Below are 21144 nucleotides of genomic sequence, written 5' to 3' on the forward strand. Positions count from 1 at the left end.
GGGTAAACTCCACGTTTCGCTGTAGGAGCTTCCATTGACCAAACTCGATCTTTTAAAAGTAAAGACATCTGGTTTCAGTAACTTGAATTTATTTAAAAAGGTTATCAGTCATCATCAGGACAGGTTAATTCTCTAAGTTCAGTGTATTTTTTTTCCATTGCCTCTGCATGAATTATTACGTCAGACAGACTATAGAGTTCCTTTGAAAAGTACCACCTGATTGGAACCCAATGTCCGATCCCATCCATATCATGAATCATGCCCTTATCGGCTTTGACATCAATTTTCTCATCAACTGATGTCTCTCTTACAGTAAGACCTCGTTTGGTTTTATCTTCTAGAACAATATCAGACTCCCCATCTTTGATAAAATAGAAAGTGCCTTTCTTAAGAACAGGAAGGTCTAAAAGCAATTTATTTTTCCACGGGATTTCCTATCATGTTTCCCCACTCAGTCCAAGAGCCATCATAGTTTCTAACTCTCGGATATCCAAGTAGATATTTCAAAACAAACCAGCTGTGTGAAGATCTTTCCCCTATCCTACAATAACAAATTACATCTTTATCAGGAGTCACTCCTTTTTGTTCGTAGTTTTGTTTTAATTCTTCAACTGCTTTGAATGTACCATCAGCATCATTAACTGCAGTTGCCCAAGGAATGTTATTTGCATTTGGGATGTGACCGCCTCTTTGTGCATGCTCCATTGGATATTCAGGTGGTGCTGTAATTTGACCAGAAAATTCTGCAGGAGATCTCACGTCAACCATTACGGTGTCTTCTTTTCCTAATGCACGACTTACATCAAACAGATATGCACGGAGTCCTTCATCAGGAGGTTGTGCATTGTATGTCGATTTTGGCAATTGTGGTTCATCAATAGTATAATCTCTATTTTCTAATTCCCATTTTTTTCTTCCGCCATTCATTATCTTTAGATTTTCATGTCCATAGATTTTAAAAACCCAGAACACAAAAGCTGCAAACCAATTATTGAAATCACCATAAAGAATAACTTCAGTATCAGAAGTAATTCCATTTTTTGCCATTAATTCTTCAAATTGTTTTTTACCAATGATGTCTCTTGTAACAGGATCATTGATGTCACGTTTCCACCAGATTAGACTTGAACCACTAATGTGACCCTTTTGATACCCATTAACTGGATCATAATCAACTTCAACTAGCTTTCTTTTTTCATTAGGAGGGTTTTTTGATACCCATTCAGTATCTACTAAAACTTCTGGATGTGCGTAACTCATATTTTGTACGGTTTTGTTTTCATACTTAATTGTTTTTCTAATATGCGTAAAAATATGATTTTTAAGTAAATACGATTCAGAAGAATTACTTGAAACTACAAAAAGTTGCAGTGGTGAGTAAAGTTGGCTCTAAAGAATCTGAGCAAGCTGCAAAAGATGTAGCGAAGAAGCTTTTGGCAAAAAAAATTATCACATATACAATTTCACCAATTGAGGTTGAAGGGGCAAAAAAAATGGAGGCATTAGAGGAATTAAAAAAAGAGAACCTAGACCTTGTAATAACACTTGGCGGTGATGGAACAACTCTTCGAGTTTTTAGGAATTTAGAAAATGAGACTCCAATTTTAACGATTAATGTCGGAGGGAATAGAGGAATTTTAGCAGAAATAACAATTGAAGAAATTGACGATGCAATTAACCAAATCATTAAAGATAATTTCTTTTTAGATAAAAGAACGAGAGTTACTGCATCCTGTGGCGGAAAAGAATTTCCTCCTGCATTAAATGAAATTTACATCAGTAGAGCTAACTTGACTAAAACTGCAGAGATTGAAATAAAATTTCAAAATGACACCGTGAAACAAAAAATGGACGGAGTGATCATTGCAACTCCAAGTGGTTCAACAGGACACTCATTTTCATTGGGCGGTCCAATTTTACACGAAAGTTTAGATGTTCTAATAATTACACCAGTTGCACCAGTGTATAGATTAGCATCGATGGTAGTTCCAGATGAGAGAATAGAAATCATATGCTCTCATGATTGCAACATAGCAATAGATGCACAAGTTGTTAAAACCGCAGGATTTGGAGAATCAATCATCATCAAGAAATATAAAAAACCAGCAGTCTTTGTAAGATTGAAGAAGCGAGGACTGAGACAGATGAGCAAACTTGGATTTTAGAATTTTAGATGCCAGTGCATTTTATGCAGGAGTGCCATTTAGATCATCTGATGATTGCTACACAACATCGTCAGTGTATGATGAAATTAAACACATAAAGAAAAACCACGATGCGCTTGGAACTTTACTTGAAACTAATAGACTGAAAATCAGAGAACCTGACAAAGATTCAATTATTGCAGCAATTAAAGCATCAAAAGATACAGGTGATTTTCCACAACTCTCAAAACAAGATATTTCGATTATTGCTTTGTGTATTGAAATGAACGGTGAGATAATCAGTGACGACTTTGCAATTGCAAATGTAGCAAAGAACTTGTGTTTGAAGATATCGCCAATTATGACTCAAGGAATAGAAGATGTTGGAAAATGGATTCATTATTGTCCAGGATGCCGTACCAATCACACTAAAGGAAAGGAGTGCCCAATGTGTGGTACGTTATTAAAAAGAAAGTTACTCAAGGGGGAGTCGCTTTCCGTACCACTCAACGAATGAGCCATCATAGAGCTTTACTTTATCAAATCCTGCAATTTTTAGTTGTAAGAACAAACTTGATGCTCGATGACCATGCATGCAGTAACAAACAATTTCCTTGTCTTTAGAAATTTGATTTTGTGAAAACATCACTTTAAGAGATTCAAGATCACGAAATAATTTACCGTCATACCCAAGACCGTCGGTGAATGGAACAAGTTTTGAATTAGGTAAATGACCTCCCATAAATTCTTGAGGACTTCGTGCATCCAAAATCTCAAAATCATTCAAATTATCTTTTAAGAAATCAGACTCTATTCGAAGTTCATGATTTATTTTTGGAATAAATGAAGCGGGTTTGAGTGCTGATATTTGTTTTGAAAATTCAAAACCATATTTTTGTAAATCAGATGCATTAGCATCAAGTAAGAAAGTTTTTTCATGTCCAAAATATAACAAAGTCCAGACAATTCTTGCAGCAGAAGGATCCATTGAATCTCCAATTACTACAACAGATTTTGTATCATCAATTCCCAAACTGCTAAAAAGTTCAACGATTTTTTCTTGTTCAATTACAAGATTAGAGCCAAATTTATCAAAACGAATTACTTTATCTACAGAAAAAGATTGGGCATTAGAAAGATGACCATACAAAAACATTGTTTTTGGACGAGTATCTAAAATTACAAGATCGGAGTTAGAGATATTTTCTTTAAGCCAATCAGGTGAAACAAGCATTAAGATTCATAGTTTGTTAATTTATTTAATGATATCAGGAATCATGTAGAGTTTTTTGATCAGATGACTTGAGTAAACTACTTTTAGAGTCAAGAGTTTTTTTAATTTTCTTTGCTCGAGCATCGCCAAGTCCTTCAATTTTTGCCAATTCAGCAGTAGTTGCACTAAAAACTTTCAAAGGAGTACCAAATTTTTCAAGCATTCTGACAGCAAATTTTTCTCCCACACCAGGTAGGCTACAAAGAACTGATAATTGTTGTTTTTCCAGATCAGATGATTTTTTGATTTTTTTCAGGTATGGTCCTTTAGGAGAATCAAGTCTAGAACACATTGACACTAGTAATTTTGCAGTATGATCTGCACTTGGAGTTGGGATTACTGGGATTTTAAAATCAAGAACTACTCTAGATAGTGCACCATAAAATATCAGGGGATTCTCAGTAATCTCTTCAATTTCATCTACATTTCCCTCCATTAGAACAATTGGATGCTCAAAATGCTCCTTTAACCTAGAACATTGATCATATAGTCGTCCATCAAAAACAGAGGCCATAAGATCACGAATGCTTTTTCTCTCCACAATAGTTTCTGAAGCAACAATATAATCGCCAATAGGAAGAGTTTTCATTTCAATTTTCATGCCAATTGATTTGAGTAAATCAGGAATTCCACTTTTTCGTTCTCTTTCATCTACAACTATTCGAAGATTTTCTAATTTCATAAATATTAGATGCAATGAATTGTTAATATCTTATAGGAAATCAAAGTATGAGATTATTTTCTAGGATTATCTTCGGCAGTTGACGGAGGTGCAGAACCACTTTTCATCATTTCAGTGATTTTTGTTTCTTGTTCTTTGAGAGTTTCTTTAAGACGTGCTTCTTGCTTTTGAAGAACTGTTACACGTGTTTTTGCCAACTCAGATCTCTCTTCTAGTTCATCAAGTAATTCCTGTTTATTGGATTTAATTAATACGGTTCCAGCTTGTTTAAAGACGGCATCACCATCTGCAATTTTTTTTAACTCCTCAAGTGCTTTTTCTGTTTCTGCTTTTTCCATTTCAAGGTGTTGTTTTTGAGTCATTATTGATTGGAGGTTTTGTTGAGATTGTTGTAATTTCATTAATTGCTCTTGGAGCCATGGTGGCATTTGTCCAGATGACATATACATTCAAAAAATTTATTTCATTATATCTTTACCGATTCAATCGAATCATGGCTTGCTTGAATGAGTCGAAGGGTGGAGTTCAAATTTGCCCTCAGATGTGTCAGATGTTCAGATTCGGCAGAAATGACAATCTTCTCATCAAAATCTATCTTAGTTTTTACAGGATTTTCAGGATAGAATTCATTATCAGTATTAATTGAATCAAAAATTGCCTTTGTCTTGTCTTTTGCATCAACGATGATTTTTGCACTAAAGCTTAATGTCATAAGCTGTTCCAGCTACTTTATAGCTGCATTTTTTACAAGACCAAATACCCACTGCATCTCTGCCAAATGTCTTTGACCCGCATTCAGGACAGGTTCTTGTTTGTTTTAGTTGTAGATGGATTTTTGTATACTGTTTTCTAAGTTTAATTCCATATCTGGCGCCTAAGCCTTTTAGTGATTTTTTACCTTTTGCCATTTTATTGACTTCCCTGTTGAGCTGCTTTTAATTTTTCTCTTATTGTTGCGCCTACTTTAACTGAAATGTCTCCACAGCGGTTAATTTCCTCCAGTGTAAATCCATCACTGCCACCTTTTTGTAATGCACAGATATTTCCATTAGAATCAGATGTAATTGTAATACGTGCATCCATGCTAGCCCATTCATCTCCATTAGGATCAACAATGATATGAGAGCCGATTTTTCCCATGGTTACAGATACTGGAATGGTGGCAATTGGCACAGGCATATCTTCACCTTCTACTAGTGTTGGTGCATCATCAACCCAATTCCATTTTGGAGATTTGGATGAAAGTAGTGCTGCAGTGGCAGCATATGAGCAGGCATCAAAAAGATTACCGTCATAATCAACTACTACATTATCAGCAAATACTCCAACAACAGATTTGTTTGGTTCAATTACTAATTGAGATACATCAATCATATGACTTTCTCTTATTCCTCTATCTACAACTCTTGCCAACTCAATAACATCAGGTCCTGGAGGACCAGTTTCAACAGTTGGATGAGATAGAGGTAAAAGTTCTGCAGTACAAATAAAAATTCCCTTATCACCCATATCAGGGAAAGGTCTGTCTGGTTGGATTTTTACACCGCAAATTACTTCAGTTTCACCTAGTCTAACTCGTGCTGAGCCATTTGCTTTAGGTATGGCATTAGTTTCAATAGAAATTTCTCTTGGCTCATCAAGAGCTCGTCCATCTACTCTTTTTCCTTGTTCTAATAATTCAAGGATTTGTGATTTTTTTAATTCGTCAATAACACTAGTGGATGTCATTTTTAATTATCTCCATTTCCAAAGTATTTTTCTTGTAGTGCTTTCTTTTGAAGTTCGTAAACAATTTTACATCCATCAACTCCGACTTGCACACATTTTTTGTATTCTTCAGGAGTGAGAACACCGTCTAATTGTAATAAAGTAATTTTTTCAAGACTTGGCATGTAACCAATTGGCATATCTGCTTGACCTGCTTGGTCTTCTTCGTTGTTAACATCAAGAATTACAGTGTCTGCAACTTTACCTGCTGCAATTGCTGCAACCATATCGCGCATTGGAATTCCAGCATCTGCCAATGCAACAGAAGCTGCAGTAAGGGCGGCACATCTAGTTCCACCATCTGCTTGCAAAACTTCAATGAAAACATCAACTGCGGTTCTTGGAAATTTATCCAACATAACTGCAGGTTCTAATGCTTCTTTGATTACTTTAGAAATCTCAATCTCTCTTCTTGATGGAGCTGGATTTTTTCTCTCACCGACAGAGAATGGTTCCATGTGATATCTAACTCGTAAAATTCCAGTATCTGTATTTGACATGTGTTTAGGATGAACGTCTCTGGGACCAAACACACCAACAAGAATTTTGTTATCTCCAAATTCAATGTAAGCAGAGCCATCTGCATTTTTGAGTCCACCAGCTTTGATCATGATTCGTCTTGGTTCGTCAACTTTTCTTCCATCACAACGAATACCATTCTCGTCCAATAGGACCATTGTTGCGTCTCTTCCGCCCATTATGATTCACCTTTTGATTCTAACATTTCTTTCACTTGATCAGTCAAATTAGCAACATGTGCTTTTTCATTAACCATTTCAATGGCTTTTTTAGCCTTTAATAATCCCTCGGGAGACTCGCATGAAACTACTACCCAGCCATTCTGACCAATAGTTATTGCAGCATCAGTTGCCATCTCTATCATTTGGATCATAGTACCTCTCTTTCCAATTAGGCGGGGAACCTTACTTGGGGAAATTTTAATCAAGTCACCAGAGTCAATTTTGCCTAAATCTCTATCAGATATAGTCACAAGAGGATCTCTTGTTCTATCAAAATTAGCAATTCTTGCTGCTACAAGGTCACCCGATTTTAGTTTGGTTGCAAGTTCATCAGCATGAGCAGAAAAATCCCTACCAAAAACATCCTGTGCAGGAAGAAATCCAACATAGCAGGAATTGATATCCAATTCCCAAGACAGTGAAGTATGGGATATGACTTTACCAATTACAAGATCATTGATTTTAGGAATGTATTTTCCAGTTAATGGTATCACTTTAACAGAATCATCATAAATCTCAGAAATTCCAATAGTTGTAGAAATGATCTTATTTCCTTCAAGAATTACATTTTGTTCAGGTCTAAAAGGTCCAGTAGTTACAACATCGCCAGGTATAACGTATTTTCTCTTATTATCCATTATTTCATTACCTCTACTGTAGCAGAACCTTTGGTTATAGAACCTAATCTATCGATCACATTTGGCCTTGCTGCAGCGGGTATTTCAAGTATTGCTTTTAGAGAACCATTATTTTGCCATTGTTCACTTGTAAGAGAACCTACAGATTTTAGAACTGCATAGGATTGAGATGCATACTGTGCAGGAATTATGATTTCTAATTTTAGATTCTCAGATTTTAGAGCAATTATGGAACGCAATTTTTCAACAATGTCTTGTACCTGCTCATCCACACTTTTTTGAGGATCAACTGAAATTCGACCATCTTTCATTGCTTGCTCAATTCTCAAAGGAGGATGAGGCAGGTGAGTTTTTGGATCTACGTATGTTTTAGCAATATAAGTAACAATCTGTTTTTTTTCTCTTCCATCATTTTTCGTCTTTGGTCAGTTGTGAGATTGAGATCACCTTTCTTGAGAATTATTTCTGCAATTTCAGCAGGGTCTTCAGTTTTGAAAGCCTTCAGTAATTTCTCAGCTGAGGGCCTTGTTCCTTTTCCAGAATCGGTGTAAATTTCATCTGAAACCAAAACAGCAGACAAGTCCTTTTTCTTTCCTAGTTTGTAATCTAACGCAGGGTCAGGTTTTACCATAATCTCAAATTTTTCGCCTTCATAAGAATATCTCACCAATGTGACGTCGACCATGTCTTATCAAAGAGGGATTTGATATTTATCTATACGTAAAACTAGCTAGATTTTTATGTGGACTTTGAAGATTTTCTTCAAGATTTGTCATCATTAGAAGTAATTAGTAAAGATAATCATAAAATTTCCATAAAGCTAAAAGGTGTTCCATTACAGTATGCAAATGCACTTAGACGTGTGTGCCTAAATGGAGTTCCAGTCTTTGCAATAGATACAGTCGACATTGTAGAGAATTCTTCAGTATTGCCAGATGAAGGTTTGGCACATAGATTGGGATTAATTCCATTAAAAACGGACTTGGCAAGATTTAACGAACCATCAAAATGTGAATGTCAGAGTGAGACAGGATGTTCAAACTGCAAAGTTATGCTAGTTTTAGATTCTGGAGATTCGGATGTTACAAGAACCATTTTATCAAATGAATTATCATCTGAAGACGATACAGTAAAACCAGTTTCAGATAAAATTCCAATCGTACAACTAGCACCAGGTCAAAGAATCAAAGTGGAGTGCTATGCAAGACTAGGGCGCGGAACTGAACATGCCAAATGGAATGCCACAAACATTGCAACACTTACTGATACAGATAAGGAAGACGAAAAGATCCTAACCATTGAATCAACAGGGGCACTCAGTCCAGAGCAAATAATAATTTCAGGAGTAGACGAAGTAAACAACAGATTAGGTCAATTCAAAGAAATGATTGACCAGATTGAAGAGTAAACCAAGCATAGACATTATATTTGGGTTTCAAACCGCATTATTCACATGACTAATCAAGTGGTTATACGTATGGCCAGTGATCTAAAAAAGGCATCTTCTAAAAATGATGCTCCAATTTGGGCAAAATTGGCAGAATATGCATTAAAATCATCCATTGCAAGAAGAGATCTCAATTTGAATAGAATTGCACAGCTTACAAAAGAAAATGACACAGTTGTATTTCCAGGAAAAGTTCTTGGAACAGGCAACATTCCTCACAAAATTACATTATTTTCATTTTCAATTTCAAATTCTGCAGCTACTAAAATTACAGAAAATGGTGGGAAATTGATTAGTTATTCAGAACTGATTGAAAAGAACCCTACCGGAAAAGGAGTTGTATTGCTTGGCTAAACAAGAGACAGTAATCCGAACTGACAGACCAATTGTAGTAGATGCAACAGACCACATTGCAGGAAGATTAGCATCGAATGTTGCAAAATTACTAATCAATGGAAACAGAGTTTCAGTAGTCAATTGTGAAAAAATCATGATGAGCGGAACTAGAAGTAATCAAATCAAAGAGTACAGAGAATTTTTAGAAATTAACAGTGTAATTAATCCAAAACATGGGCCAGTCCATTATAGAAGACCAGACACACTAATGGCAAAAATGATTCGTCAAATGCTACCATATGATAGAAAACCATCTGGAAAAGAAGCACATCAAAGATTGAGAACATACATTGGTTCCCCAAAAGAAATCAAGTCATTAGAGAAGATTCAATTTGAAAAAGCTAAAATTAAAAAAACTGCTTCAAACTACACTTCAATAGGTGAATTGTGTAGAACAATAGGGTGGACTGAATGACAATTCCAAAAACAGAAATTTATTTTGCAACTAGAAAAACAGCTAGTGCACACGTATACATTACAAAAGGACAAGGCAGAGTTAGAATCAACAATGTTCCAGTTGAAATGATTCCACAGGAAACTGCTCGCGAAGTTATACTAGCACCATTAGAAATTACTGGAGATTTAAGAGATAAAATAGATATTTCTGTCAGAGTAAGAGGTGGAGGTTACATGGGACAAGCCAGTGCAATTGCAACTGGCATTACAAGAGCACTTATCGGATGGACCAAATCTAAAAAAGAACCAAAAGAACACCCATTCCCAAAATCCACTAGAGATGATCTCAGAAAACGTATTTCAGATTTTGACAAATACCTAGTCAGTGGAGATGCCAGACAAAAAGAACCAAAGAAATTTGGCGGACCTGGTGCAAGAAGAAGGAAACAGAAATCATACCGTTAGGCTGTGAAGGCTGTAATTCTTGCAGGTGGCAAAGGAACCAGAGGCAAACCATATACAGAATATTTCCCCAAAGCAATGACACCTATCAATGGAAAGCCATTGATTGATTACATTGTAAAATATCTAAAATCATTTAATTTTGTAAATGAGGTGATCATAGTTTCAGATTTTAATGGATTGGGAGGACAAATAAGAAATTATTTTGGAGAACAAAAAAAATTGGTTTTTGTTCAGGATTCACAAAGTGGGACAGGAGGTGATCTTTTACATATTGAAAAAAGACTCAAAGGCGAATCAGAATTCGTATTATGGTTTGTAGATAATCTTTGTTCAGTAGATCTAAAGAAGATGAGAGAGTTTTTCAGAAATAAAAACAGTACTGCATGTATTGCAACTAGAACAAAAAGAAGAGAAGAGACAGGATTTGCAGTAGTTAAAGATGGGATCATCAAAGAATTCAAGGAAAAGCCAGAAATGAAATTACAGTTATCAGAATGCTTAGGAATTTACATGTTAGGTAAAGACATCATCAAAAGAATCAAAACCAAAAAACAAAAAGAGATCAATTTGTCATATGATATTTTACAACAATTATCGAAAGAAGGAAAGATCAGTGCCTTTGACATTGAAGATAAAGAATGGTTAGATGTAGAGTCACCGATGGTCATAGAAAGAAATCAGAAAACAGTTAAGAAGATTATAAAACAGATGGGATTTTAGAGTTTTTTTCAAATTCAGTTATTTCGTCTTCGTATTGTAAAGTCTGCGCGATGTCATCCAAACCCTCTAAAAGAATTTTTTTCTTGTGAGGATCAATCTCAAAGGATATTTCCTCAGACAAAGTTTTGATAGTTTGTTTTTCTAAATCTACTTCAATTGGACGAGTTTCCTGTTGAAGTTTCTCAACTGTTTTTTCATCCAAAGAGATTGGCAAGATTCCATTTTTGAAGCAATTGCTAAAGAAAATATCGGCAAAAGAAGGTGCAATAATTACAGAAAACCCATAGTCAAGCAGAGCCCAAACGGCATGTTCTCTGCTTGAGCCACAACCAAAGTTATCTCCAGTCACAAGAATTTTGGACCCATCGTATTTAGAATCATTTAAGACAAAATCAGGCTTTTTATTCTCATTTTCATCATATCTCCAATCGAAGAACAAAAATTTACCAAATCCAGATTTTTGAATTAATTTTAAGAATTGTTTTGGAACAATTTGATCAGTATCTACATTGACCTTATCAAGTGGAGTTACAATGCTTGTTACATTTTTAAAAGAATCCATCTCAACTCAAATCCATTTTTCTTACATCTACAAAATGTCCTTTGATAGCAGCTGCCGCTGCCATTACTGGGCTTACTAAATGAGTACGTCCACCAGTTCCCTGTCTACCTTCAAAATTTCTATTTGATGTGCTAGCACATCTTTCACCAGGAGATAAAATGTCAGGATTCATTCCAAGACACATACTGCAACCAGCTTCACGCCATTCAAAATTAGCATCAATGAAAATTTTATCAAGGCCCATCTCTTCGGCTTGTTTTTTCACCATTTGGGATCCTGGAACAACCATTGCTCTGACATGTGGAGAAATTTTTTGCCCTTTGATTACTTTGGATGCTTCGATAAGATCTTCTAATCGTGCATTGGTACATGATCCAATAAACACTCTATCAATTTTAATATCTTCAATTGCAGTTCCAGGTTTAAGATCCATATATGCAAGTGCCTTTTCAGCTCCCTTCTTTTGATTTGAGTCTCCTTTAGAAAATTCATCCGGAGATGGAATAGAATCAGTTACATCGCAAGTCATTCCAGGATTTGTTCCCCAACTAACTTGGGGGGCAATATCATCAATGTGCAAAACAAATTGTTTTTCAAATTTTGCATCACTGTCAGTTTTTAAATTATCTCTCCATGAATCAACCAGAGACTCATAATTTTTAGGAGTGTACTCTCGACCTCTAAGATAATCATATGTTTTATCATCAGGTGCAATCAAACCTGCTCTAGCACCAGCTTCAATAGACATGTTGCAAATTGTCATTCTTTGTTCCATAGTAAGATCAGTGATGCCTTCACCACGATATTCAATTACAGTTCCTGTACCACCGCCGGTTCCAATATGCTTGATAATAGATAATACAATATCTTTGGCAGTTACCGCGTGAGGATCCTTTCTTTTTCCCTCAACCCTAATTTCAAACGGGGTAGGTTTTTCCAACCACAAAGTTTGAGAGGCCAATACATGTTCAACATCACTAGTTCCTATACCCAAAGCTAGTGCTCCAAATGCACCATGTGTAGAAGTATGGCTATCGCCACATACAATAGTAGTTCCAGGCAAAGTGATTCCCAGCTGAGGGCCAATTACATGTACGATTCCCTGATTAGGGCTGTTAATATCAAATAATTTAATTCCAAAATCCTTGCAATTTTTTTCTAGCGTCTTAATTTGAATTGCAGATGTTTGATCTAAAATTGGAAGGGACCTATCATTAGTAGGAACATTGTGATCCATTGTCGCAATAGTGAGATCAGGTCGACGAACTTTTCTGTTGTTTAATCGCAATCCATCAAATGCTTGAGGAGATGTGACTTCATGTATCAGATGTCGGTCTACATAAATTAGAGATGGTTCGTTTTGTTTTTCTACAACAACATGTGATTCCCAAATTTTTTCAAATAGCGTTTTTCCCATTTCAATCCTGATCTGGTTTGTACTTGAAGAGACCACCTGCAGAAATAATTTTTCCGATAATTTCTGAAAAGGGTTTCATTTTGTATGTCTGGTTCTTGGTGATATTCTTAATTTCATTAGATGCTATATCAATGTCAATTTCATCACCTTCTGAAATTGCATTATATGCATCTTGATCAATTTCGATTGGTAGCAAAAATGCACCGTCAACTGCATTTCGGTAAAAAATTCTTGCAAAAGACAATGCAAGTACTGCCTTTATTCCAGAATGAGATAGAGCTATAGGCGCATGTTCTCGTGATGAGCCACAACCAAAATTCTTTCCAGATAAAATAAAATCACCTTCTTTTACTTTGGAATGAAAATCAGGATCAAGTCCCTCCATTGCATGAGTGGCAAGTTCTGCATAATCATGAACTTTTAGGTATTGTCCAGGAATGATTACGTCAGTATCGATATTATCCTGCGCGTATTTTATTATGTTGCCCTTCATTTCAAATCCCTCGGATCAGTAATCTTACCAGTAACTGCAGAGGCAGCAGCGACAAGTGGGGATGAAAGATAAGTCTGAGATTCAATATGTCCCATCCTACCTGGGAAATTTCTGTTTGTTGTGCTAATGCAAATTTCATCTTTTGCTAATACGCCCATATGTGCACCACAACATGCACCACATGTAGGAGGTCCAACAGTAACACCCGCATCAAGGAAAATTTTCAACAATCCATTTTCCATTGCACGTTGATAAATTGAAATTGCTGCAGGTAAAATTTCGGTTCTAATCTTTACTTTTCTTCCTTTAAGGATTTTTGCTGCAGCTTCCAAATCCTCGTATTTTGCACCAGTACATGAACCGATATAGCATTTATCTAATTCAACAGAAGGGGCTTCTCTGACAACAGAAATATTTTCAGGAGAAAAGGGTTTTGCAACAACTGGTTCCAACTCTGATCCTTCATACTCAAATATTTTTTCATATTCTGCATCACTATCACCTTTTATCAAATTTAGGTTTGTGGCACCTCTACGTGTAAGATAATCAAATACTTTTTGATCAGGTTCAACAATTCCATTTTTAGCTCCTGCCTCAGTAGTCATATTACACATTGTCAATCTGCTCTGTACAGACATTTCATCAATTCCACTTCCACCAAACTGCATGGTTCTATATGCTCCACCATCAGTTCCAATGTCGCCAATAATTTTTAAAATAAAATCTTTAGCCATTACATGATCAGGTAACTTTCCATTTAGCTTAAAGTAGAAAGTTTCTGGAACTTTGAACCAAATCTTTCCATTCAATAAAACATAAGCGACATCAGTGTGTCCCAACCCACATGCAAAAGCACCAAGTGCTCCGGTTGTGTTTGTATGAGAGTCACCTCCAACATAAACATCACCAGGCATTACCATTGCCTCTTCATGAGAAATTGTATGACAAATTCCATACTGGCCCATCCCATATTTGAAGTGTTTTTCAATTCCGTATCGCTTTGTAAAGTTGGATAATTTCACAATATTTTCAGCAGATACTTTTTCAGCAGATGGTACAAAGTGATCTTCGGCTACCCAAACTTTAGTAGAATCCCATAATTTATCAACTGAGATACCCTGTTTCTGTAGTTTATCAAAAACCTTGATTACGCCTGGACCAGATACATCATGCATCATTACCTTGTCAACATTAGCAAAAACAACATCGTCTGGAGATACTTTGGATTTGCCAGATGCACGTGCGAGAATTTTCTCAACTATATTCATAATCAAAAAAGCTCGTTATACAGATTAAAAGCTTTACAGAATACAATGTAAAACAGATACTCAGAAATCTCTATAATCTAGGATGGTAATTTTTTTCTATTCTATTTTTTGTATTTCCGAGCCCGAAGTATCCACTTTTTTGGGATCGGCAAAACCACGTAGAATACACAAGTCCATAAATTAAAAATTCGATCGATGTAAGAGAAAATCAGGATTAAATACAAATTTTGTAATAACATTCATGGTAAATTTTATCGAGAAATTTCTTGATTTTATCACCTCATGGTTAGGTTAAAAAAATACAGTATTGATCTGGAATATACTTTATACAACTTCTTCCAGCAATACATTTTTTCCTTCATACAAAAAGTAACATCATATTTGTTTTTCATAAACAACATCAAAAACTGGTTGATTCATAAAGAACCAAATTTTGGGTTTATCTGTAAATGACAGAGAAAAAATCAATGGCAGAGATATTACAAGAAGAAAAAGAGAAGTTTTTGGCAGAAATTAATCAAAAAATAAAGAAGAAAAAAGTGTATTTCAAATCAGAGCCTGAAACTGGATTCGATAATTTTTCGAATAAATAACCAACTAAACATTTACAGATAATTTTCGAATATGACTAGTGTCATTTTGTGCAGCCAAGTTCAATGCTTTTTGCATTTTAGAGGCATAATCTTCAGCATTCTTTTCATATTTTGTGAGGATTTCACATTCTTCAACGATGGGTAATTTTTTAAAATTTTTGTATTGATCATCAGACATTATGCAAGTATAGTATTTTACATCATTTCTGAATTTGTATTTTATTTTAAATGAAGATTGAACGTGTTGGTTTGCAAGAAAGAATTCAGTTAATGATTGTATATCGAATGGTTTGAATAAAATTTTTGTGGGGTTTAACGATTTCAACTCATCTTCAACAGAATCACTGAAACCCCCTCCAGTGACAATCACAACATTGGCATTGGCATCTTTTTCTCGAATTTTTTTTAATGCATACAATCCATCGTATTCTGGCATCATCATATCCAACAAAACGAGATCAGGGTGTAATTTTTCAAATAACTTCACTCCTTCTAGTCCATTATGCCCTTTACCAACTACATTAATTCCATTTAGTTCTAAAAGTTCTGAGATGATAGATACAATATCTTCATCGTCATCTACTATAATAGCTGATTTCAATGCCCATAACCAATCTTAAATCCGATCATTTTTAAGATTAAAAGCTGTTTGTTAGAAAAAGAAATAACAGTATTATTTTAATAAATTATAGACAATCAGGACTCAAACCAAAATTTACAATACTAAGAAAGAAATTATTCTTTGAGTTTGCTTTCTCGGAACACATCTGATCCATACCAACAATATCTAAAATAATCAAGACACCATTCATGGAACATCGAATCATCAGAATAAAACATCTCGGTAAGATCGGATTCGCCATCAAGTTTAGGAAACAACAAACATGCTTCTTTCTCGTTTAGAACTACTACTGTCTGAACATTTTTTTCCATCTTTCTTTCAATCATCCCTTTTTCTAGAAGTTTGTCAAAGCCAAGTTTTTTCAATAATGCTTTACGCCCTTTTGGAACTACTGCAGATTCAGAAAACACATAATTGAATTTAATTCCTTTTTTCACTTTTTTTACAAGCGGTTCTATTAGATCAAGAGGAACTTCAGAGAGAATTTCATAAACGTATTCATTTGAATTATTGTAAATGGATTTCCATTGTTCTAGGACTTTTGATATGCCTTTTACATGAATACTATTTGCAAGCTGACCGCATCGCATTTGGAATTTGTGAGGAACATCCCCAAAAGTATGATAATCAAAATATTCTCGGTTCTGAGAGATAAACACAAGTGAAGGCACCTGTGTGCATACTACCTGACCAAATGTTGTCAAGGAATAAGTTCCGTTAACTTGCTTTTTTATCAAACCGTGTTCCTCTAATCGTGAAAAATTTCTATGAACCTCTTGTTTAGTTGCATCAATTTCTTTGGCAAAAGCAGTTGGAGTCAGATTTTTGCCAAGTAAAGCCACCAGAATGCTTAGTCGCTGAGAACTTGCAAGCTCCAAAACATAATCTGCAGTTTCATCAATCAAGTCATTCATTGGCAATTAACAAGATCACACAGTAAATAAAAATTAGATGTAAATAAGCTATAACTAATTTTAAAAAATCAACTTACTAGAAGAAGTGGTGGTTTGTACATGCATTGAAAATGAATTTGCTCATCAGTTAATTTTTGGCATTTTTTGCATTCAAATTGTATTGGCTGGCCACAACCATGACAATACTTTAGAATACAAAGTTCAATTCCACATTTTCTACAGCTGTCAATTCTCATGATGTAATTATGTGAGAAATGGCAATATACTCTAGTCAGCTGATTAGCTTACCCGTAATCTCTAAAATGTACCACATTCTATGAGCATCTTACACCATACTATAATCATGAAAACACAACAAATCTCAAACTGGGATAAAATGGTTCACGCTCCATTCAAAAAGGTTGTAAAATTCGATCTTATCTGCATGGGAATTGGTGCAGTAATTGGAATGGGCGCAGGGGCATACTTTGTTGCTAGCGGTTTATTAGGCTAGCAACATAATTTTTTTTAAAAACAAATTTGGTAAAAACGAAATTTCATCAATAGTTATTAACGATTTTACATGAACCATAATATGCAAAATTTGATTTTTGGAATAATAATTGGATTATCTCTTGCAATTATTTTCACACCAACATCATATGCTGAAGAAATAAAGACATTGTTTGTAGGATCTAATCTTGTTGATTGTGTGGGAGTCAGTCCACAAAAATGCATGCAGGTTAGAGAGGATCAACATTCAGAGTGGCTAAACTTTTACGATAAAATTCAAGGGTTTACATTTGTCGAAGGAAATTCATATCAAATTTCTATAAAGATTACAGAAGTCGAGAATCCACCAGCTGATTCCTCCAGTAAAAAATATGAGTTGATTGAAATACTAAAACAAGAATCAACAACAGATCATATGCCATACAAGAACATATGTGCTCCGGGATTTGTTCCACTTGGGGAAATTTGTGTGTTAAATGATAGATGTGGACCTGGAATATATCCAGGAAAAGTTTGTGTAATGGACGATGTAAAACAACCATATCTTAGACCATCACAACAAGGAAATGCTGGAATTTCAGCAAGCAATGTTATTTGTGCAGAAGGTTTGAAAAAGATATTCAAATCTCATGACGGCTCTCCTGCATGCGTCAAACTAGAATCAGTCAACACGCTAAAAGAGAGAGGATGGCAAACATTCATGCCTGTTTTTGCATGTACATTAGAATATGCTCCAATATGTGGAGTTGATGGAAACACATACGGTAACAGTTGCATGATACATTCTGAACATATGGCAATAAAGCATCAAGGCGAATGTCATGAATAAAATAATTCCAATTGGAATTGGAGCCGCACTAACTATCATAATAACTGGAAGCTATTTTGTGCAGAATCAAACTACAGAATTTATCGGTATAAGTTCAGAGCCGGTTCCACCAGTCACACAACAAGACTTGAGAATAATGATAGATGAATGGATGAATAATAAAGATAATGACGATAGAAATCAACGTCTAGAGATTATGAAGGCATGGTACACATTTGAAGAATCGGGACAAAAATTAACGGATGACCAAGCAGGGAGGGTCATGTTAAACCAAATAAGAAAGATGGTAAGTTTCGATATTCCAAAAACAGAGTTGGATCAAATAAAAGAAGAGATTAAAGATGAATTAAGAGAATTAGGATTCAAAATAGAACAATAATTTCCATTTTTAATTAGGGTAATAACCATTCAAGTCAGAATTTCAAAGTTTTTGCAGAACAGTAAAAAAGAAAAGAATATTCTAAATAATCATGAGTCTAACAGTAATACCTCTTTTAGCAGATAGAAGAGAATCAGAGTTTGATGTTTTTGATGTACTATTAGAAACGCTGGGAAAAAATAACACAGGATTGCAAGAAGGAGACGTTATAGTAATTTCAACAAAATACATCTCAAATTCACAGGGAAGAATTATAGAACTAGAAAAAATTAAAGCATCTGAACAAGGTATTAAAATTTCAAAAAAATATCAGTTAAAACCAGAAATTGCAGAAATCATAGTTAGAGAATCAGATAAAATTTTTGGGGGTATTGGTGGATTTGTAATTACATCATCAGATAATATAATGGCACCAAATGCAGGAATTGACAAATCAAATGCAAGAAAAGGTAAGGCCATCTTATATCCAACAGACCCATACCTTACTGCAGAGCAAATTCGCAGAAAGATTTTCTTGAAATACTTTATTCATGTTGGAATAATTTTAGCAGATAGTAGATTGATGCCTGCAAGAATTGGCACGTCAGGAGTTGCAGTTGCATGTGCAGGAATTGAACCAGTTTTAGATATGAGGGCAAAAAGAGATCTTGATGGAAATCCGCTCAAAGTCACATTTCAGGCAGTGGTAGATAATCTTGCGACAATTGCAAATCATAAGATGGGTGAAGGAGCAGAGTCAAAACCATTTGCAATAGTTAGAAATTCAGAAGCAAAACTTACAGACAGAAAGATATCACCTTCTGAGACTGCAATATCACCAGATCAATGCGTCTATGTAAGAGGACTGTCAAATCCTCCAGGTAACTAGTCTTAGGCACTTCTGCTTTAAATATCGGTATTTTTGTCAAAACAATATGGAGTATATCACAACATATCCCAAGACAGTTTCATTTTTTGATGGGTTAAAACACAGAATTGATGCAGACAGTAAAGATGGCGTAGAACAACTTCACATTGTTGTGAGAAAAAGTTTTGAAGAGTTAATGAAAATTTTCAAAGCAGAGGGATTTACTAGAGTTAAATTTGAACATAAGCAACCAGGACAAATAGGAAACGGTCTTAATCTAAAATTGAAAAAACCATGGGAGATGCATGTTCGAATGGTGGATTTGAAAAAAGGATTAATAGGAATTCATGCAGAAGTAGAAGTTTCAAGAGATTATCTTCAACATTTATTCTGTCAAAGAACTCCAGTTGTTTACGAAATTGAAGAAATTCTAAAAAAATATCAAGTAGATTATAGTATATGGCATGATAAAATTAAGAAAAACATTCATGCGATTGTTGATAATTATAAAGTTAAACTAGCAACGCCTAGTATTCCAGTATTTGCATGGAAGCCAATGTTATTTGTAATTGGAACAATTGCTGCTTTCTATGGTTGGAAGTATTTCAATACAATCTGGTAATCTAAACGCCCAAAGATTCTGCTTTACTCAATTCTAGATAGACTTTATCTCCAACTGAAAGACCCAAATCCTTGTATTCATGCATTTCAAGTTTTAATTGAGTAATACCTGATTGCATTCCAAGTCCTCCCATTCCAGACATCATTTTGTTTAGATCTTTCATCATGTCATTCATGTTTGTAAATCCCATAACTTTTGGGGCGCCAAAAGGTGATGGTGTGTTTTGAGATCCTTCTTTAAGATCTTTAATCGATGATAAAGAGACTATCACATAGGGGGCTCCATCAGGTGCAGAATCAATACTTTTTACAACATATTCTTTTTTCATATCTGAAGTACCCCATCATTCCACATAATTTTAATTTTAAGGTTGATTTGGACTATTTTCTTTAGTATTGAAGCTTTAATTACAATTTTCACGACTTTGAATTATTGCCTGAAAATCTGAAAACGACCTTAAGATATTATGGGGTTTCCCCATGGGAGATCGAAGTACTTTACGGATTCCTAAATTCACATTTTACAATAATTCAAGAGGAAATTGATTCGGATGATGAGAATTTTGTGAGCTCTCTTGATATAGAAATTCCTCTCCCATTTAATGAGGAGTTTTTTCAATGGTTCGATTTTAAGCGCTGGGAAAAAGTCAAGGCGGTATTCAAAGAGATGAAACGCCGAAGAGGTAGCGGAAATGCATTAAAGATTAAAATTCATTTTTCTGGAAATCCGAGAATTGTATTTGCAGTAGACATTGAAGATAAACAATGGTTCGATAATGCCATTGAAAAAATTGATTTTGTTTTAGAATTGTTGCCATATCACTTGGATCCTGAGAAAACACCATCAGAAATTTCAGAGATAATCTACAAGTTTGATTCAGAGTCAATAAGATGGAGACTGAATACGGCAACATCAGAAGACAAGAAATTTGAATTTAGAGGAAACTCTTGGAAGGAAATTATTTGAGATCCTTTTGTAACGGTTCTAGTAATTCATGAAGTTCTTTGTACTTGGATTCTAAAAATTCTAAAGCGTTATCTAATTTTTTTGATTTTCCATACTTGTATCGAATTAATTCACGATGATGCCAAAAAGTTTTTCCATCTTCAACTGAAAGAGTGGTAAAATAATCTGTTCCTTTCAAATTATCAGGAAGTTTCACATCATGAGGAAAGAGCATTTCAACAATAAACCACTCATCCCCGTCAGGATAATCAGCCCCAGTATCCACATCAAAAAACACATGAAGCAGATCAGATTGCATCAAACCATCATCGTTTATGGAAGGGTGCTTTACTGCAGACTTTTTAAAATCAAGATTAACAAGTTGAGGTTCAAAGAATCCTTTGATAATGGATTTTCTAAATATTTTATTAGATTCGTTGATATTCAAAGGCAAAATATCATTCTATGAAACTTGCCTATAACTTATTAGGTT

At 34.9% G+C, this 21144-nt stretch carries 34 protein-coding genes; 14 read left to right on the top strand and 20 right to left on the bottom strand.

Features of this window, described 5'->3' with window-relative positions:
* Positions 1-104: 104 nt before the first annotated feature.
* Positions 105-413: a hypothetical protein gene (locus BD31_RS08625; protein ID WP_008301394.1), complete on the bottom strand. Its 309-nt coding sequence runs from the start codon at positions 411-413 to the stop codon at positions 105-107.
* A 1-nt stretch (position 414) separates the two neighbouring features.
* Positions 415-1260 carry a sulfurtransferase gene (locus BD31_RS08630; RefSeq protein WP_008301359.1) on the bottom strand — a complete coding sequence of 282 codons (846 nt, stop codon included), beginning with the start codon at positions 1258-1260 and terminating at the stop codon, positions 415-417.
* An 89-nt stretch (positions 1261-1349) separates the two neighbouring features.
* Between BD31_RS08630 and BD31_RS08635 the strand changes: the two genes are divergently transcribed.
* Both BD31_RS08635 and BD31_RS08640 read left to right on the top strand, forming a co-directional pair.
* Positions 1350-2165, top strand: a complete 816-nt coding sequence (locus BD31_RS08635) for an NAD(+)/NADH kinase (protein ID WP_008301337.1) — start codon at positions 1350-1352, stop codon at positions 2163-2165.
* Positions 2155-2661, top strand: coding sequence for an NOB1 family endonuclease (locus tag BD31_RS08640; protein WP_008301390.1), 507 nt, complete (start codon positions 2155-2157; stop codon positions 2659-2661). Before BD31_RS08635 ends, BD31_RS08640 begins: the two co-directional genes overlap by 11 nt.
* On the opposite strand, the gene BD31_RS08645 is transcribed toward BD31_RS08640, so the two are convergent.
* The 10 genes from BD31_RS08645 to BD31_RS10830 are packed head-to-tail and all read right to left on the bottom strand — an operon-like array spanning position 2620 to position 7929.
* Positions 2620-3378 carry a sulfurtransferase gene (locus tag BD31_RS08645; RefSeq protein ID WP_008301349.1) on the bottom strand — a complete coding sequence of 253 codons (759 nt, stop codon included), beginning with the start codon at positions 3376-3378 and terminating at the stop codon, positions 2620-2622. The genes BD31_RS08640 and BD31_RS08645 overlap by 42 nt on opposite strands.
* Before the next feature lie 34 nt (positions 3379-3412).
* Positions 3413-4099, bottom strand: coding sequence for an ERCC4 domain-containing protein (locus tag BD31_RS08650; RefSeq protein ID WP_008301402.1), 687 nt, complete (start codon positions 4097-4099; stop codon positions 3413-3415).
* 53 nt (positions 4100-4152) lie between these two features.
* Entirely contained in the window at positions 4153-4542 is a 390-nt protein-coding gene (locus BD31_RS08655) for a prefoldin subunit beta (RefSeq protein WP_008301343.1), read from the bottom strand.
* 23 nt (positions 4543-4565) lie between these two features.
* Positions 4566-4811, bottom strand: coding sequence for a KEOPS complex subunit Pcc1 (locus tag BD31_RS08660; protein ID WP_008301387.1), 246 nt, complete (start codon positions 4809-4811; stop codon positions 4566-4568).
* Entirely contained in the window at positions 4795-5007 is a 213-nt protein-coding gene (locus tag BD31_RS08665) for an eL43 family ribosomal protein (protein ID WP_008301376.1), read from the bottom strand. The genes BD31_RS08660 and BD31_RS08665 overlap by 17 nt, the downstream gene beginning before the upstream one ends.
* 1 nt (position 5008) lies before the next feature.
* A complete protein-coding gene (gene rrp42, locus BD31_RS08670; protein WP_008301385.1) occupies positions 5009-5827 on the bottom strand; it encodes an exosome complex protein Rrp42 in 819 nt (272 codons plus the stop codon).
* Positions 5828-5829: 2 nt separating this feature from the next.
* Complete coding sequence (gene rrp41 / locus BD31_RS08675) at positions 5830-6564, bottom strand: exosome complex exonuclease Rrp41 (RefSeq protein ID WP_008301332.1); 735 nt, start codon at positions 6562-6564, stop codon at positions 5830-5832.
* A complete protein-coding gene (gene rrp4 / locus BD31_RS08680) occupies positions 6564-7244 on the bottom strand; it encodes an exosome complex RNA-binding protein Rrp4 (RefSeq protein ID WP_008301361.1) in 681 nt (226 codons plus the stop codon). Before rrp4 ends, rrp41 begins: the two co-directional genes overlap by 1 nt.
* On the bottom strand, positions 7244-7633 hold the full coding sequence (locus tag BD31_RS10825) for an SBDS family ribosome assembly factor (protein ID WP_306459948.1): 390 nt from the start codon (positions 7631-7633) through the stop codon (positions 7244-7246). Before BD31_RS10825 ends, rrp4 begins: the two co-directional genes overlap by 1 nt.
* Positions 7603-7929 (bottom strand): SBDS family protein, encoded by a 327-nt coding sequence (locus tag BD31_RS10830; RefSeq protein ID WP_238536112.1) that lies wholly within the window; start codon positions 7927-7929, stop codon positions 7603-7605. Before BD31_RS10830 ends, BD31_RS10825 begins: the two co-directional genes overlap by 31 nt.
* A gap of 84 nt (positions 7930-8013) precedes the next feature.
* Between BD31_RS10830 and BD31_RS08690 the strand changes: the two genes are divergently transcribed.
* The 5 genes from BD31_RS08690 to BD31_RS08710 all read left to right on the top strand — a co-directional run bounded on the left by BD31_RS08690 (position 8014) and on the right by BD31_RS08710 (position 10668).
* Entirely contained in the window at positions 8014-8652 is a 639-nt protein-coding gene (locus BD31_RS08690; RefSeq protein WP_081583237.1) for a DNA-directed RNA polymerase subunit D, read from the top strand.
* 69 nt (positions 8653-8721) lie between these two features.
* Positions 8722-9045: a 50S ribosomal protein L18e gene (locus BD31_RS08695; RefSeq protein WP_048097619.1), complete on the top strand. Its 324-nt coding sequence runs from the start codon at positions 8722-8724 to the stop codon at positions 9043-9045.
* Positions 9038-9502: a 50S ribosomal protein L13 gene (rplM, locus tag BD31_RS08700; RefSeq protein ID WP_048097620.1), complete on the top strand. Its 465-nt coding sequence runs from the start codon at positions 9038-9040 to the stop codon at positions 9500-9502. The genes BD31_RS08695 and rplM overlap by 8 nt, the downstream gene beginning before the upstream one ends.
* Positions 9499-9948 (top strand): 30S ribosomal protein S9, encoded by a 450-nt coding sequence (rpsI, locus tag BD31_RS08705; protein ID WP_008301396.1) that lies wholly within the window; start codon positions 9499-9501, stop codon positions 9946-9948. The genes rplM and rpsI overlap by 4 nt, the downstream gene beginning before the upstream one ends.
* A gap of 3 nt (positions 9949-9951) precedes the next feature.
* A complete protein-coding gene (locus BD31_RS08710; RefSeq protein WP_008301336.1) occupies positions 9952-10668 on the top strand; it encodes a nucleotidyltransferase family protein in 717 nt (238 codons plus the stop codon).
* On the opposite strand, the gene leuD is transcribed toward BD31_RS08710, so the two are convergent.
* From leuD to BD31_RS08730, 4 genes are read right to left on the bottom strand one after another with little or no spacing between them, the layout of a single operon-like run.
* Complete coding sequence (gene leuD / locus BD31_RS08715) at positions 10646-11230, bottom strand: 3-isopropylmalate dehydratase small subunit (protein ID WP_008301365.1); 585 nt, start codon at positions 11228-11230, stop codon at positions 10646-10648. The two genes, BD31_RS08710 and leuD, sit on opposite strands and share 23 nt — an antisense overlap.
* Before the next feature lies 1 nt (position 11231).
* Positions 11232-12647, bottom strand: a complete 1416-nt coding sequence (gene leuC / locus BD31_RS08720; RefSeq protein ID WP_008301380.1) for a 3-isopropylmalate dehydratase large subunit — start codon at positions 12645-12647, stop codon at positions 11232-11234.
* Position 12648: 1 nt separating this feature from the next.
* Complete coding sequence (locus tag BD31_RS08725) at positions 12649-13140, bottom strand: LeuD/DmdB family oxidoreductase small subunit (RefSeq protein ID WP_008301327.1); 492 nt, start codon at positions 13138-13140, stop codon at positions 12649-12651.
* The gene (locus BD31_RS08730; RefSeq protein ID WP_008301374.1) at positions 13137-14408 is read right to left on the bottom strand and encodes a 3-isopropylmalate dehydratase large subunit; all 1272 of its coding nucleotides are present in this window, start codon (positions 14406-14408) and stop codon (positions 13137-13139) included. Before BD31_RS08730 ends, BD31_RS08725 begins: the two co-directional genes overlap by 4 nt.
* A 467-nt stretch (positions 14409-14875) precedes the next feature.
* Between BD31_RS08730 and BD31_RS11045 the strand changes: the two genes are divergently transcribed.
* Positions 14876-15001: a hypothetical protein gene (locus BD31_RS11045; RefSeq protein ID WP_256359038.1), complete on the top strand. Its 126-nt coding sequence runs from the start codon at positions 14876-14878 to the stop codon at positions 14999-15001.
* Positions 15002-15005: 4 nt separating this feature from the next.
* Here BD31_RS11045 and BD31_RS08735 read toward each other — a convergent pair whose 3' ends face one another.
* Entirely contained in the window at positions 15006-15602 is a 597-nt protein-coding gene (locus tag BD31_RS08735; protein WP_008301324.1) for a response regulator, read from the bottom strand.
* A 134-nt stretch (positions 15603-15736) separates the two neighbouring features.
* Entirely contained in the window at positions 15737-16537 is an 801-nt protein-coding gene (locus tag BD31_RS08740) for a helix-turn-helix transcriptional regulator (protein ID WP_008301392.1), read from the bottom strand.
* A gap of 343 nt (positions 16538-16880) precedes the next feature.
* On the opposite strand from BD31_RS08740, the gene BD31_RS10420 reads away from it, so the two are divergent.
* The 5 genes from BD31_RS10420 to BD31_RS08760 all read left to right on the top strand — a co-directional run bounded on the left by BD31_RS10420 (position 16881) and on the right by BD31_RS08760 (position 19706).
* On the top strand, positions 16881-17030 hold the full coding sequence (locus tag BD31_RS10420; RefSeq protein WP_008301404.1) for a hypothetical protein: 150 nt from the start codon (positions 16881-16883) through the stop codon (positions 17028-17030).
* Positions 17031-17111: 81 nt separating this feature from the next.
* The gene (locus BD31_RS09890) at positions 17112-17858 is read left to right on the top strand and encodes a DUF4377 domain-containing protein (protein ID WP_008301354.1); all 747 of its coding nucleotides are present in this window, start codon (positions 17112-17114) and stop codon (positions 17856-17858) included.
* A complete protein-coding gene (locus BD31_RS08750) occupies positions 17851-18237 on the top strand; it encodes a proteinase inhibitor (RefSeq protein WP_008301346.1) in 387 nt (128 codons plus the stop codon). The genes BD31_RS09890 and BD31_RS08750 overlap by 8 nt, the downstream gene beginning before the upstream one ends.
* 91 nt (positions 18238-18328) lie before the next feature.
* Entirely contained in the window at positions 18329-19105 is a 777-nt protein-coding gene (locus tag BD31_RS08755; RefSeq protein WP_008301372.1) for a coenzyme F420-0:L-glutamate ligase, read from the top strand.
* A 46-nt stretch (positions 19106-19151) separates the two neighbouring features.
* Positions 19152-19706, top strand: a complete 555-nt coding sequence (locus tag BD31_RS08760) for a hypothetical protein (RefSeq protein ID WP_008301320.1) — start codon at positions 19152-19154, stop codon at positions 19704-19706.
* Between the two features lies 1 nt (position 19707).
* Here the strand turns inward: BD31_RS08760 and BD31_RS08765 are convergent, their stop codons facing one another.
* Positions 19708-20034, bottom strand: coding sequence for a hypothetical protein (locus BD31_RS08765; protein WP_008301329.1), 327 nt, complete (start codon positions 20032-20034; stop codon positions 19708-19710).
* A gap of 104 nt (positions 20035-20138) precedes the next feature.
* Here BD31_RS08765 and BD31_RS08770 point away from each other — a divergent pair, with 104 nt between their 5' ends.
* Positions 20139-20672: a hypothetical protein gene (locus BD31_RS08770; protein WP_008301400.1), complete on the top strand. Its 534-nt coding sequence runs from the start codon at positions 20139-20141 to the stop codon at positions 20670-20672.
* Here the strand turns inward: BD31_RS08770 and BD31_RS08775 are convergent.
* Complete coding sequence (locus BD31_RS08775) at positions 20665-21105, bottom strand: hypothetical protein (RefSeq protein WP_008301340.1); 441 nt, start codon at positions 21103-21105, stop codon at positions 20665-20667. The genes BD31_RS08770 and BD31_RS08775 overlap by 8 nt on opposite strands.
* Positions 21106-21144 lie beyond the last annotated feature (39 nt).

The sequence above is a fragment of the Candidatus Nitrosopumilus salarius BD31 genome (assembly GCF_000242875.2).
GTDB lineage: Archaea > Thermoproteota > Nitrososphaeria > Nitrososphaerales > Nitrosopumilaceae > Nitrosopumilus > Nitrosopumilus salarius.